Below are 16633 nucleotides of genomic sequence, written 5' to 3' on the forward strand. Positions count from 1 at the left end.
CCGCCGAAAAATATATAAGTTTAATTTAAAACCGAAAATATGTTATTAAAGAAAAGAATACCAATGAAGTACGTTCTCGGGAAAATTAAAGTAGAAATTAGTTTAGTATTGGCTTATACCATACTATTTGAAGTTTTTCACAATTATTTCATCAACCTTCCTGTAGATATCCCAATTGCAATTCCAACAATGATTGGAACCATTATATCCTTATTATTGGCTTTCAAGTCGAATCAGGCTTATGACAGATGGTGGGAAGCCCGAATTGTTTGGGGAGCGATTGTAAATGATTCCAGAACATTGATCAGGCAAGTACTGACCTTTTATAAAGACCCTAATTTTTCTGTAGAAGCAAATGAGTTCAAAGAAAATTTTGCCAAACGACAAATCGCATGGTGTTATAGTTTAGGCGAGTCTTTACGAAATAAAGATGCCATAAAACCGCTTGAAGGTTTGATAAGCGACGAAGAATTGCGCTTTGTAAAGAACCATCAAAACATACCTAATGCCATTTTATTGTTGCACGCAAGAGATCTTCGAAATGCAAAAAATGATAAACGTATCAATATGTATCAGCAGGTGGAAATTGATAATACTTTGTCAAGATTATGTGATGAAATGGGGAAATGCGAGAGGATCAAAAACACCATTTTCCCAACGACTTACAGCATGTACATCAGATTGACATTGTGTTTGTTTATTTTATTACTGCCTTTTGGATTAATTAGTGTATTGAGCTGGTTTGCAATTCCGTTAATTACAGCTATCGCAGCCGCTTTCTTTTTGATCGAAAGAATGGCGATTCATTTGCAGGATCCATTCGAAAACAGAGCTACAGATACCCCTGTAACCACTATTGCCAATACTATTGAAAGAAATATAACTCAGATGATGAATGAATACCAAAGCGAATTTGATATTATCAACGAGTTTCATCTTCAGCCTGAGCCTAAAAAAGCGGAAAACAACGCTTATTTTGTTTTATAATTAAAATTGATTTTGGTTTCTCAATTTGTTAGCTGGACAACGTTTCATACCCGTTGTCCGGCTTTTTTTATGGGGTATTTGGATTTCTTTAAACTAAACTTCTTGTATGATCCTTCGTTGAGGATAACAAAACAAAAAATCTGTGTAGATCTGTGTTTTTGCGAAGCAAATCCTTGCAATCAGTGTACCATCACAAAGATTGTCGAGTTTCGTGTAGTTTATTATCATCGATGAAGCAGTCTTCCTAAAATTTGTATAGATTCTCTCAATTCATAAGTCCACACCAATCCGAAACTCAATCGCATACAATTCGAAAATTGATCCTGAAAAGAGAAAATTCTTCCCGGTGCGATACTAATCTTGTGTTGCATCGCCAAATGATAAAAAGCCGCCGTATCAACACTTTTATCCAACTCGATCCAAAGAAAAAATCCCCCTTGTGGCTGACTCACCTTGGTTCCTTTCGGGAAAGATTCCAAAACCGTATTGATATAATTATTACAATTATGATTCAGGATCTGACGTATTTTACGAAGATGGTTTTCATAACGTCCATTTTTCAGAAAATCCCCCACAACCTGATGCGTAATAGTAGGAGAGGAGAGCGTATGGTAAATTTTGTTGCGTAATATTTCTTTTTTAAATTTTCCCGGCGAAACCCAGCCCACACGATAACCCGGCGCCAGCGTTTTAGAAACCGAACTGCAGCAAAGTACAATACCACTTTCGTCATAGGTTTTACAATTCGTTGGTCGGCTTGTGCCAAAGTACAAATCGCCGTGAATATCATCTTCGATTAGGGGAATATTATAAAACTCCATCAACTTAACGACTTCTATTTTATGTTCCGCCGGCATCATACTCCCTGACGGATTACTAAAATTACTCATTAATAGACAAAGCTTCACTTTTTTAGATGAAAGCGCTTTTTTCAATGCTTCCAGTTCTATTCCGGTTGTCATATTGGTAGGTAATTCCATAATGTACAATCCTAATGATTTGGCCAGTTGCAAAATACCAAAATAAGCAGGACTTTCAGTAATAATGGTATCTCCAGGTTGGGTCAGTGTCATCAAACAATGCGAAATCGCACTTGTGCATCCCGGCATGGTAATAATATCTTCTTCAGATAATGATCCGCCCCAGGTAAAAGACCATCGAGCAATTTCCCGTCTTAAATTCGGATTACCTTTTACCTGTTCGTAACTAGTGCCGCTATTAGGAAGTTGTCGCATTGCCTGAACCATTCCCTTATTTAACTTCGCAATAGGAAGAAGCTCATTCGACGGAAAACCCAAAGAAAGCATCGTAATATCAGGATCCGTCATATTACCATACACCTGATCGATTAAATCTTCGCGGTCAACATTGACACATTTTAAAATAGGACTGCTTGGTGAAGGCTCAGGAATCGCTCTGGCGGAAATATTGCTCACATAATAACCGGATTGCGGTCGCGATTCAATCAACGATCTGCTTTCGATTTCGTAATACGCTTTACTTACTGTGCTCATGCTGTAACCTGTTTCGGCGCAGACTTCGCGTATCGATGGGAGTTTGTCACCAACATTCAAAACGCCGGATTTTATTTGCTTCTCAATACGGTCCGCATATTGCATGTATAAGTAATTTGAATTTTTCATTAGCAGATGATAATATTTGTTTTTTAGCGGAATATGGTATTCTTCATTTCAGTTTATTTAGTATCAAATGCGAATCAAGAGTTGGATGTGCCGTTAGGCACTATATGTTGGTAGAAAACAGAATTAAGAATAATTTTAGCGTGCCGTAGGTACGCAATAGTTATCATTTTGTTGCATACCTACGGCACGCCAAGGTATTCCGAAACTAATTTCTATCAATATTTAGTGCTTAACGGAATGAATTACAGGCTTTCATCCCCCGTGATTGGCCGCTCAAAACAATTTCATAAAAAAAAAACTGTTATGGTGCAATTTACAAAAACTGTATCTGTATTGCTGTTTTATTTTTTAGAAATTTGCTTTAATAGAAAATTAAACAAAAAGAACTTCGTGAAAACAACAAAATACTACATAGCTGCCATTACTTGTTTTGTAATCTGGGGATTTTTTAGTTTGGTTTTAAAGCCAATACATGACTATGCCTCGTTGGACATTTTATTCTATCGTGTTTTTAGCTGTAGTATTCTAATGTTGTTGATTGCTTTTGTTTTTAAAAGAAAAAAAATAAAAGAAGCAGTCGAAACTTTTAAATTAATGCCAAAATATGAGAAACGAAAAACATTATTATTAAATATTGGCGGAAGCGTATTTCTAATGGCAAATTGGTTTACATTTATTTATGTTATGAACCACGTTAGCGTAAAAGCGACCTCTTTAGCATATTTGGTTTGTCCTATTTTAACCACTTTATTGGCTTATTTTATTTTACATGAAAAATTAAGCAAAACCCAATGGATTGCTGTTGGATTGAGTATTTCTGGTTGTTTACTTTTATCATATGCCAACATTATGGATATGCTTTTTAGCATTATTATAGGTTCTACATATGCATCTTATCTGGTAAGTCAAAGAGTTAATAAAGGTTTTGATAAATTTATAATTCTAACATTTCATATTACTTTGGCGGCATTGTTTTTATTGCCTTTTTACCCAATTTACAGCGGGCCCGTTCCAACCGAGTTTAAATTCTATTTCTGTATAGAAACCATTGCGATTTTATTCACGATTTTTCCGCTATTTCTTAATTTATATGCACTTTCAGGGATTAATTCTTCAACCGTAGGAATGCTTTTAAATATTAACCCCATGATTGCTTTTCTATTGGCTATGTTTCTGTACAAAGAACAGTTCGGATTAATACAGATTATAGCGTACGGAATTGTTTTTCTGGCCGTTTTGGTTTTCAATTCACATCATATTTTTGCCATGAAGCAAAAGTTTGTCACAATATCCAAAGATTCTAAAATAACGTGAGGTTTTTTATATTTTTTATTGGTTTAAAATATAAATTACCAGAATCTTAACAGGATGTTTAAACAGGAATGACTATTTTCATTCCTGTTTTTTTATGCAATAAAATGGATAAAAAAAAATGCCACAGATTTCACAGATTAAAAGGATTAGTTTCTGTGTCTTAAAAATAGCCACGAGGCGAGCGATAGCGAACAGGCGAAGCAATTCACATTTTTTTAAATCCATTTACGCAATCATTGTGAATTCGTGGCTAAAAAAAAACTTTTTAATCTGTGAAATCTGTGGCAAAAAAACAAATACAAACTGAACAAACTATTTATATGAAAAATACCAAACTCCAAGCCTTTATTCCGTTATTTTATTTAGTGTGGTCTGATGATTTACTGACTCAAAAAGAGTTTACTACGATTCAGAAATTTATCAACGACCTGACCTGGCTTTCGCCCGAAGAAAAACAACAATTAGTCTCAAGATTAGATATTTCGAATCCGCCTTCGCGAAATGAACTCACCCAATGGAAACTGGATATCGAAAACAGCATCCAGAATAAAGCCGATATAAAATCCATTTTTGACATTGCAGTGGCCCTTTCAGAAAAAGATGTAGATATTTCGAAGCTGCAATCTGATTTTATAAAATTAGAGAACGATCTCGGAATTCTGGGCGAAGAAGCACTTCAGAACTTTAAAATAAAATCAGGTTCATTTACCGCTAATTCCCAAACCAATACAGATTTCGATATTCAGAAAATAACGGACATTTTAAATGGTAAAGAAGCGGCTATTATCAATAAAGTAAAATCGGTGATTTCAAGGCCTGAATTTGCTTATGAAACTTCTACAGATATCAATGTATACCGCCAAACCGTATACAATTGGTGTAAAATCCTGGCCGATGAAAATCTTGGAAATATGGCCTATCCAAAACAATATGGAGGAGGAGAAAACATAGCCGATTATTTTGCGATTATGGAAACGCTAAGTTACCACGATTTGAGTTTAGTAATCAAATTTGGCGTTCAGTTTGGACTCTGGGGAATGAGCGTTCAGTCGTTAGGGACCGATAAACATTACGCTAAATACTTAAAAGATATTGGAACTTTAAAAATTCCAGGTTGTTTCGCGATGACCGAAACACATCATGGTTCGAATGTAAAAGGTCTTGAAACTACAGCAACCTATAATCATAACGACCAAACTTTTACGATTCATACGCCTAATAAAAATGCCCAAAAAGAATATATTGGTAACGCAGCAGTTCACGGCCAAATGGCCACTGTTTTCGCTAAACTAATTATTGACGGACATGATTATGGCGTAAATGCTTTTGTGGTTCCGCTAAGAGACACCAACGGAAATATCTTAAACGGAATTACCATTGGCGATTGTGGACACAAAATGGGATTAAACGGAGTCGATAACGGAACAATTAGTTTTGACAATGTAGTGATTCCGAAAGAAAATATGCTGGATCGTTTTGCTTCTGTAAATGACAAAGGCGAATTCGAAAGCCCAATTCCGAGTGATAACAGACGTTTTTTTACGATGTTAGGTACTTTGGTTGGAGGCCGAATAGGGATTCCGCGTTCTGCTTTGGCTTCAGCCAAATCCGGATTAACCATTGCCATTCGCTACAGCGATCAACGCCGACAATTTGGACCAGAAGGCGGATCAGAAGTTCCGATTTTAAATTACAGAATGCATCAGCGAAGAATGATTCCGCCTTTGGCTAAAACTTACGCTGTTCATTTTGCTTTGCAATACCTTACGAATCGCTTCCTGAATAAAACCGAAGCCGAAATGCAGGAAATCGAAGCTCTTGCAGCAGGAATGAAATCCTATTCGACCTGGAGTACAAGAGATATTCTGCAGGAATGCCGTGAAGCCATTGGAGGAAAAGGATATTTGTCTGAAAACCGAATCGATGCCTTAAAAAATGACACCGAAATCTATACTACTTTCGAAGGTGATAATACTGTTTTGATGCAATTGGTGGCTAAAAACCGTTTAGCTGAATTCAGAAAATCGTTTGGCGAAATGGGTTCTTTGGGAATCATTAATTATGTATACGAAAATGCAAAAACGGCATTAACAGAGAAAAATCCAATTGCAACCCGAAGAACAGATGATGAACATTTACTGGATTCTGAATTTCATTTACAGGCTTTTATTCATAGAGAAAAAACAATTTTGGCTTCGGCAGCGCGACGCATCAAAAAATTAGTCGACGGAGGTTTAGAGCCTTATGATGCTTTTAATGTTGTACAACATCAAATGATAGATGTCGCTCAGGCGTATTTAGAAAGAGTGGTTTTAGAACAATTTCAACTCGCTATAAAAGACGTAAAAGACATTAAAACAAAAGAAATACTAACCAAACTGAATCAGTTATACGCGCTTTCACAAATAGAAAAAAACAAAGGCTGGTATCTTGAAGACGGTTATATGGAAGCCGTGAAAACCAAAGCAATCCGTAAGATAGTCAATCAGTTGTGTTGGGATATTCGTCCGGATGCCGTTTCATTGGTCAATGCTTTTGATATTCCGGAAAGTTGTTTGGCGGCGCCAATTGCTGTTCGATAAAAAGTAAAGAGTAAAAAGTAAAAAGTAAAAAGTAAAAAGTAAAGAGTAAAGAGTAAAGAGAATAGATCTTTGCGGGAACTTTGACAAAGTTTATGGAGGCATTTTGTCATCCCGAGGAACGAGGGATCTCCGCAAGCAGCTCTACAAAGATAAGTATTTTGCATGAAGAGTTACTTGTGGAGATCTCTCGTTCCTAGGCATGCCAATGATTTTGCTCATTTTCAAACCAGAAAAAAAATCCTTTCTAATCCTTTTTAATTTGTGGCAAAAAAAAGCAAAACCCCAAAATGATATAAGTATTTTTATATCATTAATAAAATAAATTATAACTACAGCATCGTTTTATTAAAATAACTTGCCTTCTCAAAATCTTTTATATTGATAGAAATTACTGAAACTTCAGGAAGTACTCTATTGAGTTTAGAAACAATTACTTTCGAAAGATTTGCTTTTTGTTCTGTATTTCGACCTTCCATGATATATCCAAAAACATGAATAAAATCTTTTAGGGATTTTCCGTTGTTATAATACGAAAACGGATTAATACGAACCTTAATTTCAGATTCATCAAAAAGACCAGTTGATAATGCTGCATTAAAAACATCCTGCATAATTTCGTCTGCAGACTTTAACCGTATAACGTTTTCTGAGCAATCAATAATAAAATGAGGCATTTGTGTGTGGTTTTAGATTAGAAAAATAGACTTCAACCAAATTTACAAAAATCCTTTTGAGATAATTATGTTTCTGTAGGTTAAATATTCTTTGCTAAGTTTTTACAGGATTTGGTGTTACAAAACTCAAAATTTATGACTTACTAAATAATTCATTTTTGTATCTGCACTTTCTTATATTTGTAGTTCATTATAGCTGTAATTGGTTTGAAAAATTATCTGTTGTTTTTTGTTTCCGTTCTTTTAAGTAGCCCTGTTTATTCATCAGACAGCACCGATACTATTTTAGCAAAGCTAAATGAGGCTTTAAAAAATAAAGCACACTATGTGAGGCTCAAAGAAGAGCGTATTCTGAACTTTAAAAAAATAAAATCTGATGATTTAACTAAGGAACAAGAATACAATTACAACAAAACTTTATATACAGAATACCAAAAATTCAACTCAGATTCGGCTATTTTTTATATCAAAAAGAATCTCAAAATTGCCAGCGATCTTCAAAATAACGAGTTGCTGAACTTAGCCAATCTGCAATTGGTAACCCTTTATTCTTCCTCAGGAAAATACCGCGAATCCGAAGCTATCTTAAAAAGCATTGACAAAAAAACGCTTTCAAAATCGTTACTTCAAACCTATTATATTGCTTATCGTGAGTTTTTTGAGCATTATGCTGCCAATAGTTATGATATCAAATACATTCAGAAAATACGGGAGTACCGTGATTCTTTAGTTGCTGTTTTAGATCCTAATACATTAAATTATCAGATCAATAAAATTCAGCAGGGGATGTCCCAAAAAAAGCTAAAAGTGGCAGAACAACAGTTACTGCAATTATTTGCAAATATTAAGGAAGATAATCCTCAATATGCCATGATTACCTATCTTTTAGGCAGTATTTATGAGGCAAGACATCGGTTAGAACCAAGAAAAAAGTTTTATGCGCTTTCGGCTACTTCGGATCTGAAAAACGCCAATAAAGACAATGCATCACTTCAGGAATTGGCATTGGTTTTTTATGAAATTGGCGATGTAGATATGGCATATAAACTCACACAATCGGCTATCGAAGACGCACTTTATTGCAATGTTCAGTTTCGTACGCTTTTAATGTCAGAAGTTTATTCGATTATCAATACCGTTTATTTAGAGAAAGAAGCCAAGAGAAAAACCGAACTGCAGCTGTATTTGTTATGCATCAGTTTGCTTTCGGCATTTTTGATTGTAGCCGTTATTTACGTTTACAAACAAATGAAAAAAGTATCCAGAATACGTGGAGAACTTTATGAAACGAGTCAAAAATTAGCCGAATTAAACAAAGATATTACAGAAACCAATAACCAGTTGCAGGAACGTAATGCACAGTTATCAGAATCGAATCATATTAAAGAGGAATATATCGCGCATTTTTTCAGTCTTTGCTCGACTTACATCAATAAATTAGAAAATTATCGCATTATACTCAACAAAAAAGCCACAGCCAAACAGTTTGATGAGATTTATAAAATGCTAAAATCAACGACTCTTGTTGATAATGAACTGGAGGAATTGTACAAGAATTTCGATATCATCTTCCTGAATTTGTATCCCACTTTCGTGAAAGATTTCAACGCACTTTTGATTAAGGAAGAACAAATCGTTTTAAAACAAGGAGAATTGCTGAATACTGAACTTCGCATTTTTGCACTAATTCGTTTAGGAATTACCGACAGTGTAAAAATTGCAGCATTCCTTCGTTACTCTTTAAGCACAATTTATAATTATCGAACCAGAGCTCGAAATAAAGCGGCAGTTTCGCGAAATGATTTTGAAGAAATGGTCATGAAAATTGGTTTAATTTCATTGAAAGTATAATTATTTATTTTAAAACCACTACTTTTTTTAGGGGGTGTTTTTGTACAAGTATTTGTAAATCAAATATTTATTTTTTTGTTTCACTACTTTTTTTCGTTTGAAAATTAAAAACGAACTATAACGTTTTAGCTTTACAATATTATTAAAAGGTAATAATGACCTTATTACTGCCTTTTAGATTATACATTAAATGCTTTAATAAATTAATAGTTATGTTTAAAAACGTTAAAACAATTGTTGTTTTACTTTTGTTGAGCTCTATCGGTGTAAACGCACAGAGTAAAGTTCCGGTTTATCTAGATGATAAAAAGCCAATTAATGAGCGTGTAGAAGACGCTCTTAAAAGAATGACCACAGAAGAAAAAATTGCCATGATTCATGCGCAGTCAAAATTCAGTTCGCCAGGAGTACCACGTTTAGGAATTCCAGAAAACTGGATGACTGACGGACCTCACGGAATTCGTACCGAAGTAAAATGGGACGAATGGGATCAGGCAGGCTGGACAAACGATTCTTGTATTGCATTTCCGGCTCTTACAGCACTTTCTGCAACCTGGAACAAAGAGTTGTCTTCTTTATATGGTAAATCGATAGGAGAAGAAGCGCGTTACCGTAATAAAAATGTATTGTTAGGACCTGGAGTAAATATCTACAGAACGCCACTAAACGGTCGTAACTTCGAATATATGGGAGAAGATCCTTTTCTTGCTGCCAAGATGGTTGTTCCTTATATTAAAGGTGTACAAGCAAACGGAGTTGCAGCCTGTGTAAAACACTTCGCTTTAAACAATCAGGAAACAAAACGTAACTCAGTAAACGTAGTGGTTGATGACCGTGCTTTATACGAAATCTATTTACCTGCTTTTAAAGCTGCAGTTCAGGAAGGTGATGCCTGGGCCATTATGGGATCTTATAATAAATACAAAGGACAGCAATGTTGTCATAATGAATTTTTATTGAATGATATTCTTCGCGGAGAATGGGGATTCAAAGGTGTTGTAGTTTCAGATTGGGGTGGAGTTAACGATACCAAACAATCTATTTTTAATGGTCTTGATATGGAGTTTGGTTCTTGGACTAACGGACTTTCATGGGGAACCAGTAATGCATACGATAACTATTTCTTAGCGAAACCATATTCTGAAATGATTAGAAAAGGGGAAGTTGGAACTAAAGAATTAGACGAAAAAATACGTCGTATTTTACGTTTATCTTTCCTTACTACAATGGATAGAAACCGTCCGTTTGGATCTTTTGGAACACAAGAGCACGCAGATGCAGGTCGTAAAATTGCCGAAGAAGGAATTGTATTGCTTCAAAACAATAATAACATTTTACCAATCAATCTTTCTAAGACAAAGAAAATTGTGGTTGTTGGAGAAAATGCGATCAAAATGATGACTGTAGGTGGAGGAAGTTCTTCGCTTAAAGCAAGATACGAAATTACACCTCTTGAAGGATTAAAGAAAAGAATTGGAAACCAGGCTGAAATCGTTTATGCGCGTGGTTATGTTGGAGATCCCAAAAGTGAATATAACGGAGTAGTAGCAAAAGTAAGTCTGGAAGACAAACGTTCTCCGGCAGAATTGACTGCTGAGGCTGTTAAAGTAGCTAAAGATGCTGATATCGTTCTTTTTATTGGAGGATTAAACAAAAGTGACAATCAGGATGCAGAAGGACATGATCGTAAAGAATTAGGCTTACCATATGGTCAGGATAAATTAATTACTGAATTGGTTAAAGTAAATAAAAATGTGGTTTTTGTAAATATTTCAGGAAACGCTGTGGCAATGCCGTGGGTAAAAGAAGTTCCGGGAATTGTACAAGGATGGTTTTTAGGTACAGAAGCAGGAAATGCACTGGCTAATGTTTTGGTTGGAGATGTAAACCCTTCAGGAAAATTATCTTTTACTTTCCCTGTAAAATTAGCGGATAACGGCGCTCATGCTTTAGGAGAATTTCCTGGTGGAGACGAAGTAAAATATAATGAAAGCATTTTTGTAGGTTACCGCTGGGCAGATAAACAAAAAGCGAAACCATTATTCTCTTTTGGTCACGGTTTAAGCTACACGACTTTTGCATACGGAAAAGTAACAGCAGATAAAAAACAAATGTCAAGCAGCGACAAGATTACATTCTCAGTTAATGTAAAAAATACAGGATCAAGAGAAGGTTCTGAGGTTGTTCAGCTTTATATCAGCGATTTAAAATCTTCATTGCCACGTCCAATTAAAGAATTAAAAGGATTTGAGAAAATTTCGCTTAAAGCGGGAGAAGAAAAAACAGTAACTTTTACAGTAGACAAAACAGCTTTAAGCTTTTTTGATGATAAAAAACACGACTGGGTTGCTGAACCGGGAGCTTTTGAAGCAATCGTTGGAGCTTCTTCTACAGATATAAAATCTAAAGTGGGATTCTCACTTCAATAATTTCATTATTTCTAAATTGGTTGGTTGTAAAGCTGCAAGTGTAAAAATTTGCAGCTTTACTTTTAAAATGATTTCACCGTTTGAGAGTTTTACCATTAAGATAGTAAGAAAATTAAGCTTTACGGAACTTTTAAGTTTTACTATTAAGGAAATTAAGTAATGTGTGTAATATGTATTGTGGAATTAAACTCTTCTTTGTTTGCCCTGCGATAAACTTTGAGAACTTTTCGATTATCTATTTAAAGAAAACTATGACTGTTTAGAAAAAATATTATTTTAGCTTACACCAAAAAATAAGAACTAACCTTTAACCACCAAAATATTTTTATGAGCTCAGTTTCTATTGATATTAAACCTAAAAAACATTATGAAATTCTGGACGGCTTGCGAGGGGTTGCAGCGATTTTAGTAGTGATTTTTCACATTTTTGAAGCCCATAACGGAGGGAGCCGCTTTGCACAAATTATCAATCACGGTTATCTCGCCGTAGATTTCTTTTTCCTTTTATCAGGATTTGTTGTAGCATATGCTTACGACGATCGTTGGGGAAAAATGACCCAATGGGAATTTTATAAGCGACGTTTAATTCGTTTACAACCTATGGTTATTATGGGAATGATCATTGGAGCTATTTTCTACTATTTTCAGGCATCCAATCTTTTTCCGTTAATTGCCGGAATGGAAGTTTGGAAAGTGATCCTAACCATGGTAATTGGGTTTACATTACTTCCAATTCCGCCATCATTAGAAATTAGAGGCTGGGGCGAAATGCATCCGCTTAACGGGCCGGCATGGTCATTATTCTTCGAATATATTGCCAATATTTTATATGCTGTATTATTTCGTAAATTTTCGAATAAAGTCCTGGGAATCTTGGTTTTTATATTCGCAGCAATGCTAATTAACTATACTGTTTTTGGACCAAATGGAGATGTAATTGGAGGCTGGTCTTTAAATCTGCAGCAAATGAATGTTGGTTTTACCCGTTTATTATATCCGTTTTTTGCCGGAGTTTTACTTTCAAGATTAGGAAAGTTAATTCACTTAAAAGGCGCTTTCTGGATTTGCAGTATTCTAATTGTGGTTATTTTTTCGATACCAAGAATTGGCGATGAAAATACTTTATGGATGAATGGTTTATACGAATCAGTTGTTATTATTCTTTTCTTTCCTTTAATTGTTGCTATTGGAGCAGGAGGACAGATCAAAAATGCAATTTCTATTAAAATATGCAAAGCTCTTGGCGATATTTCATATCCAATTTATATTATACATTATCCTTTAATTTACTGGTATACTGCCTGGGTAATAGATAATAAAGTTTCTTTGAAAAACGGTTATATGGTGGGAATCGGAGTTTTGGTTTCAAGCATTGTAATTGCCATTTTATGTTTGAAATTCTACGATGAACCCGTACGCAATTGGCTTCAGAATAAATTTCAAAAAAGAAAAGTTTCTTAATAGAGAAGGGACAAAGGTTCAAAGGCTTAGAGGGACAAAGGGGAAACTTTACTACTTTGAACCTTGTAACTCTGAACCTGTATAAAGATCTTGAATTTCTTAATTTTGTTAGTTATAGATATTCAAAAAAGGGATGGAATTTCATGTTTTCATCCCTTTGTTTTTTTTAAAGGGACATAGGTTCAAAGTTACAAAGGTTCAAAGGGGAAAGTCCTAAACACGAAAAATTTTGTCGTTTGAATGTTTGTATTTTTGCATCTCCAAATTTTAATTATCTTATAGATATAAAAAAAGGGATGAAACTTTAAAGTTTCATCCCTTTTGTATTTAGACCACTCTAGAAAAACTTTGTCCCTCTGAGCCTTTGAACCTTTGTCCCTTTTTTTTTAAAAACTTATTCTAAAACCAAAGCTCCCAAAGCTTCTTTGCTAAAACCTTTCAATTCATCCGTTTTACCCGCTTTGATTTTAGCCACCCAATTCGGGTCAGATAAAAGAGGTCTTCCTACAGCAACTAAATCAAAATCGCCTCTGTCGAAACGTCTGTTTAATTCCTCCAGAGAAGTTGGTTGAGAACTTTCTCCTGCAAATGCACCAAAGAAATCACCAGAAAGACCAACAGAACCTACTGTAATAGTTGGCGCTCCGGTTACTTTTTTAGCCCAGCCCGCAAAGTTCAAATCAGATTCTTCGAATTCAGGTTCCCAGAAACGACGTTGAGAACAATGTAAAATATCAACACCAGCATCAACAAAAGGTGTTAACCATGCTTCTAATTCCTGTGGATTTTTAGCCAGTTTATAATTATAATCAGAAGGTTTAAATTGAGAAAAACGCATGATTACAGCAAAATCATTCCCTACTTGTTTTCTGATTTCTTTTACTACTTCAATAGCAAAACGGTTACGTTCCGGAAGTGTTTTTCCACCGTAAATATCCTCACGTAAATTCGTTTCGGCTCTAAAGAACTGATCGATCAAATAACCGTGAGCTCCGTGAATTTCGATCGTATCAAAACCTAATCTTTTAGCATCGGCTGCAGCCTGACCAAAAGCAAGAATGGTATCTTCGATATCTTTTTCAGTCATGGAAACACCATTTCTAAAATCAGGACGGTTTAATCCCGACGGACCTTCAAAAGGAACCGGTGGCACCCATCCAGAATGGTGATTGTCCATAATTCCCATATGCCAAATTTGTGGTCCCATAGCACCTCCGGCAGCGTGAACTTCGTCGATCACTTTTTTCCATCCGTTTAAAGCTAAGTCCCCATGAAAATGCGGCACATTAGCATCATTAGATGATGAAGCTCTGTTGATAACAGTTCCTTCAGATAATATTAAACCAACTTCGCCTTCGGCTCTTTTTTGGTAGTAAGAAGCTACTTCGTCAGTTGGAACTCCGTTTGGAGAAAATGAGCGCGTCATTGGCGCCATTACGATTCTATTTTTAAGATTTAACGTTTTTAAGTTAAATGGCGAAAACAGGTTGTTTGTACTCATAGTAATTTACAAATTAGATTGAATTAAGTTACTGAGTGCTTCAAAGGCACCTTCGTTGCGTTTATAGTAAGTCCATTGTCCAACACGTTTAGATTCTATAAATCCGGCGCGTTGTAAAATAGAGAGATATTCAGAAACAGTCGATTGCGTTAGCCCAGCCTTGGCTTGTATTTGTCCAACGCAAACTCCGTGCTCAAATCCAGCATGCTGGAGCTGATCCGGAAAATTGATTTCAGGCTCTTTTAACCATTCCAGCATTTGCAATCTGGATTTGTTGGAGAGCGCTTTAAAGATTTCTATTGGTTCCATGGCGTAAATATATCGACTTTTCCCGATATACCAATTAAGGAGATAATTATTTAGCAAAAAATTAAGATGGAGAAAAGGAAGTTGTATGAAACAGTGGAGGATTTTAATAAAGAAAAATTATATTTGCTTGTGAAAATTAATCTCACAAAGGCTAACCACAAACTTGTCATTTCGACGGGAGAGAAATCACACGCGTGATTCTGCAAATGAGAAAATTGCGAGATAAAAAAAAACAAATCCCCAAATAAATAACTTAATCAAACTATGAAGAAAATTTTACTTATTCTAGGACTTTTATTGTGTATCACAACGACGTCAAAAGCTCAGGTGGTAGGAACAGATGTTGGAGATATTGCTCCTGAAATCGATCTTCCGGATACAAAAGGAAATAATGTGGCACTTTCCTCTTTAAGAGGAGATTTAGTTTTAGTAGACTTTTGGGCATCATGGTGCGGACCTTGTATCAAAGAACAGCCGCAATTAATAAAATTGAACAATATCTATGCGGGCAAGTTTTCTATTTACAGCGTTTCTATGGATACTAAAAAGTCGCTTTGGCTGGCCGCTATCGCAAAGCAAAAATTGACATGGACACAAGTAAGTGATTTGAAATACTGGAATTCTCCTGTTGTGGGCGATTATATGCTTCAATCTGTACCATTGAACTTTTTAATAGACAAAAACGGAATTATTCTGGCTAAAAATATTCACGGAAAAGCTTTGGAAGAGATGCTTAAAAGTTTGTTGACAGCGCAGTAAAAAAACTGCAAGTAATCAAAACTTTGAGTATATTGCTATTTCAAAAAAAGTGATAACAATAAATGACGATATAATCATGATTCAAAAATCAGCACTACTATTCTTTATTTTGGTTGTGTTTCAGAGTAATGCACAAACAATGGAAACCGTTAATAAAGTGAAAACCTCCTATCAAAGTTGTTTAAACAACGGTAGCGGTATGAAAAATTGTGCAATTGAATATTACAATCAATCGGATAGTTTATTGAATGTGGCGTACAAGAATTTAAAACTTAAATTGAGTTCTAAAGAACAATCAAAATTAAAAAAAGAACAATTAGACTGGATAAAGAAACGCGATCTGTATTTTGAGAAAGTATATTCTGATACCAAAAAAGAAGGTCATTTTATAGAAGGAAGCAGTGATTTTGATATGGTAGTTTTTGATGAAAAAGCAAATTACGTTTTCGCGAGAGTCAAAGAACTTATAAAAAGAATATAGTTGCTTTAAATAAATAGCTTAAATGGAATCAAAACTCAGTCTGGCTGAATTTAGAACTAGATTACAAACTAACACAGAAATTGGTTCTCTAAAAGCAAACTTAAGTCTCTTTAGAATATTTCCCAGATTTGGAGGTACAAAGCCTTTCTACGGACTTTTTGATGAGAAAAGTTTTCGATTGACTCTAAATTCGAGAACTTCACCAACTTATTTTATTATAAGAGGAAATTACAAGAATATCAATAATAGGGTTAACGTAAGTTATATCGTTGAACCCAACAGTAAGTTCCAGTTGATCTGGACAAGATTTTCTCCGGTAGTTTTTTTAATAATTATTAATGTATTTTTCCTTTTTTTTGGAAGAGGTCTTAGAAGAGCCACTACAATTGTGAGTTTGTTTCTTCTTATTCTTATTTTTTATTCAAGATGGAAAGAAGAAAGAAAGAGAAAAAAGTTAGAGCGTAATTTCGTCAGGATTTTTGAGATTAAGATATAAAAGGATTGGATTGTTTCAGTTTTTTTTGTTTCACGTTTCAAGTTTGTTTGCGCATTTTTGTTAAAGTTTTTACTTGTAAACTTGTCAGACATAGCCCGTGGTTTCAACCACGGGGTGGCATATTATCACGCCTCGTATTGCGCTCC

Annotated in this window: 13 protein-coding genes; 9 read left to right on the forward strand and 4 right to left on the reverse strand. The window is 35.0% G+C overall.

What is annotated here, in order from left to right; translation table 11 throughout:
• Positions 1-39 precede the first annotated feature (39 nt).
• Complete coding sequence (locus tag IRZ78_RS11025) at positions 40-987, forward strand: bestrophin family ion channel (protein WP_194616592.1); 948 nt, start codon at positions 40-42, stop codon at positions 985-987.
• A 224-nt stretch (positions 988-1211) separates the two neighbouring features.
• Here the strand turns inward: IRZ78_RS11025 and IRZ78_RS11030 are convergent, their stop codons facing one another.
• A complete protein-coding gene (locus IRZ78_RS11030; RefSeq protein ID WP_194616593.1) occupies positions 1212-2630 on the reverse strand; it encodes a PLP-dependent aminotransferase family protein in 1419 nt (472 codons plus the stop codon).
• 390 nt (positions 2631-3020) lie between these two features.
• On the opposite strand from IRZ78_RS11030, the gene IRZ78_RS11035 reads away from it, so the two are divergent.
• Both IRZ78_RS11035 and IRZ78_RS11040 read left to right on the forward strand, forming a co-directional pair.
• Positions 3021-3944: an EamA family transporter gene (locus tag IRZ78_RS11035; RefSeq protein WP_194616594.1), complete on the forward strand. Its 924-nt coding sequence runs from the start codon at positions 3021-3023 to the stop codon at positions 3942-3944.
• Between the two features lie 320 nt (positions 3945-4264).
• Positions 4265-6526 (forward strand): acyl-CoA dehydrogenase, encoded by a 2262-nt coding sequence (locus tag IRZ78_RS11040; protein ID WP_194616595.1) that lies wholly within the window; start codon positions 4265-4267, stop codon positions 6524-6526.
• 329 nt (positions 6527-6855) lie between these two features.
• Here the strand turns inward: IRZ78_RS11040 and IRZ78_RS11045 are convergent, their stop codons facing one another.
• Complete coding sequence (locus IRZ78_RS11045; protein ID WP_194616596.1) at positions 6856-7200, reverse strand: 5-carboxymethyl-2-hydroxymuconate Delta-isomerase; 345 nt, start codon at positions 7198-7200, stop codon at positions 6856-6858.
• A gap of 207 nt (positions 7201-7407) precedes the next feature.
• Here IRZ78_RS11045 and IRZ78_RS11050 point away from each other — a divergent pair, with 207 nt between their 5' ends.
• The 3 genes from IRZ78_RS11050 (at position 7408) to IRZ78_RS11060 (ending at position 12941) form a co-directional block, all read left to right on the forward strand.
• Positions 7408-9051 carry a DUF6377 domain-containing protein gene (locus IRZ78_RS11050; protein ID WP_194616597.1) on the forward strand — a complete coding sequence of 548 codons (1644 nt, stop codon included), beginning with the start codon at positions 7408-7410 and terminating at the stop codon, positions 9049-9051.
• Between the two features lie 212 nt (positions 9052-9263).
• Positions 9264-11480 carry a glycoside hydrolase family 3 C-terminal domain-containing protein gene (locus IRZ78_RS11055; protein ID WP_194616598.1) on the forward strand — a complete coding sequence of 739 codons (2217 nt, stop codon included), beginning with the start codon at positions 9264-9266 and terminating at the stop codon, positions 11478-11480.
• A gap of 327 nt (positions 11481-11807) precedes the next feature.
• Entirely contained in the window at positions 11808-12941 is a 1134-nt protein-coding gene (locus IRZ78_RS11060; RefSeq protein WP_194616599.1) for an acyltransferase, read from the forward strand.
• A 394-nt stretch (positions 12942-13335) separates the two neighbouring features.
• Here IRZ78_RS11060 and IRZ78_RS11065 read toward each other — a convergent pair whose 3' ends face one another.
• The gene (locus tag IRZ78_RS11065) at positions 13336-14442 is read right to left on the reverse strand and encodes an NADH:flavin oxidoreductase (protein WP_194616600.1); all 1107 of its coding nucleotides are present in this window, start codon (positions 14440-14442) and stop codon (positions 13336-13338) included.
• A 6-nt stretch (positions 14443-14448) separates the two neighbouring features.
• A complete protein-coding gene (locus IRZ78_RS11070; RefSeq protein WP_055097872.1) occupies positions 14449-14751 on the reverse strand; it encodes a metalloregulator ArsR/SmtB family transcription factor in 303 nt (100 codons plus the stop codon).
• 264 nt (positions 14752-15015) lie between these two features.
• Between IRZ78_RS11070 and IRZ78_RS11075 the strand changes: the two genes are divergently transcribed.
• From IRZ78_RS11075 to IRZ78_RS11085, 3 genes are read left to right on the forward strand one after another with little or no spacing between them, the layout of a single operon-like run.
• On the forward strand, positions 15016-15510 hold the full coding sequence (locus IRZ78_RS11075; protein WP_194616601.1) for a TlpA disulfide reductase family protein: 495 nt from the start codon (positions 15016-15018) through the stop codon (positions 15508-15510).
• 49 nt (positions 15511-15559) lie between these two features.
• Positions 15560-15991, forward strand: coding sequence for a lysozyme inhibitor LprI family protein (locus IRZ78_RS11080; protein WP_194616602.1), 432 nt, complete (start codon positions 15560-15562; stop codon positions 15989-15991).
• 22 nt (positions 15992-16013) lie between these two features.
• Positions 16014-16487, forward strand: a complete 474-nt coding sequence (locus IRZ78_RS11085; protein WP_194616603.1) for a hypothetical protein — start codon at positions 16014-16016, stop codon at positions 16485-16487.
• Positions 16488-16633: the final 146 nt, after the last annotated feature.

The organism is Flavobacterium sp. CSZ (assembly GCF_015350725.1).
Classification (GTDB): Bacteria; Bacteroidota; Bacteroidia; order Flavobacteriales; family Flavobacteriaceae; genus Flavobacterium.

Bases quoted from the DNA above. Each gene is read 5' to 3' on its own strand.
- IRZ78_RS11025 (WP_194616592.1), top strand. From the start codon at position 40: ATGTTATTAAAGAAAAGAATACCAATGAAGTACGTTCTCGGGAAAATT.
- IRZ78_RS11030 (WP_194616593.1), bottom strand. From the start codon at position 2,630: ATGAAAAATTCAAATTACTTATACATGCAATATGCGGACCGTATTGAG.
- IRZ78_RS11040 (WP_194616595.1), top strand. From the start codon at position 4,265: ATGAAAAATACCAAACTCCAAGCCTTTATTCCGTTATTTTATTTAGTG.
- IRZ78_RS11045 (WP_194616596.1), bottom strand. From the start codon at position 7,200: ATGCCTCATTTTATTATTGATTGCTCAGAAAACGTTATACGGTTAAAG.
- IRZ78_RS11055 (WP_194616598.1), top strand. From the start codon at position 9,264: ATGTTTAAAAACGTTAAAACAATTGTTGTTTTACTTTTGTTGAGCTCT.
- IRZ78_RS11060 (WP_194616599.1), top strand. From the start codon at position 11,808: ATGAGCTCAGTTTCTATTGATATTAAACCTAAAAAACATTATGAAATT.
- IRZ78_RS11065 (WP_194616600.1), bottom strand. From the start codon at position 14,442: ATGAGTACAAACAACCTGTTTTCGCCATTTAACTTAAAAACGTTAAAT.
- IRZ78_RS11070 (WP_055097872.1), bottom strand. From the start codon at position 14,751: ATGGAACCAATAGAAATCTTTAAAGCGCTCTCCAACAAATCCAGATTG.
- IRZ78_RS11075 (WP_194616601.1), top strand. From the start codon at position 15,016: ATGAAGAAAATTTTACTTATTCTAGGACTTTTATTGTGTATCACAACG.
- IRZ78_RS11085 (WP_194616603.1), top strand. From the start codon at position 16,014: ATGGAATCAAAACTCAGTCTGGCTGAATTTAGAACTAGATTACAAACT.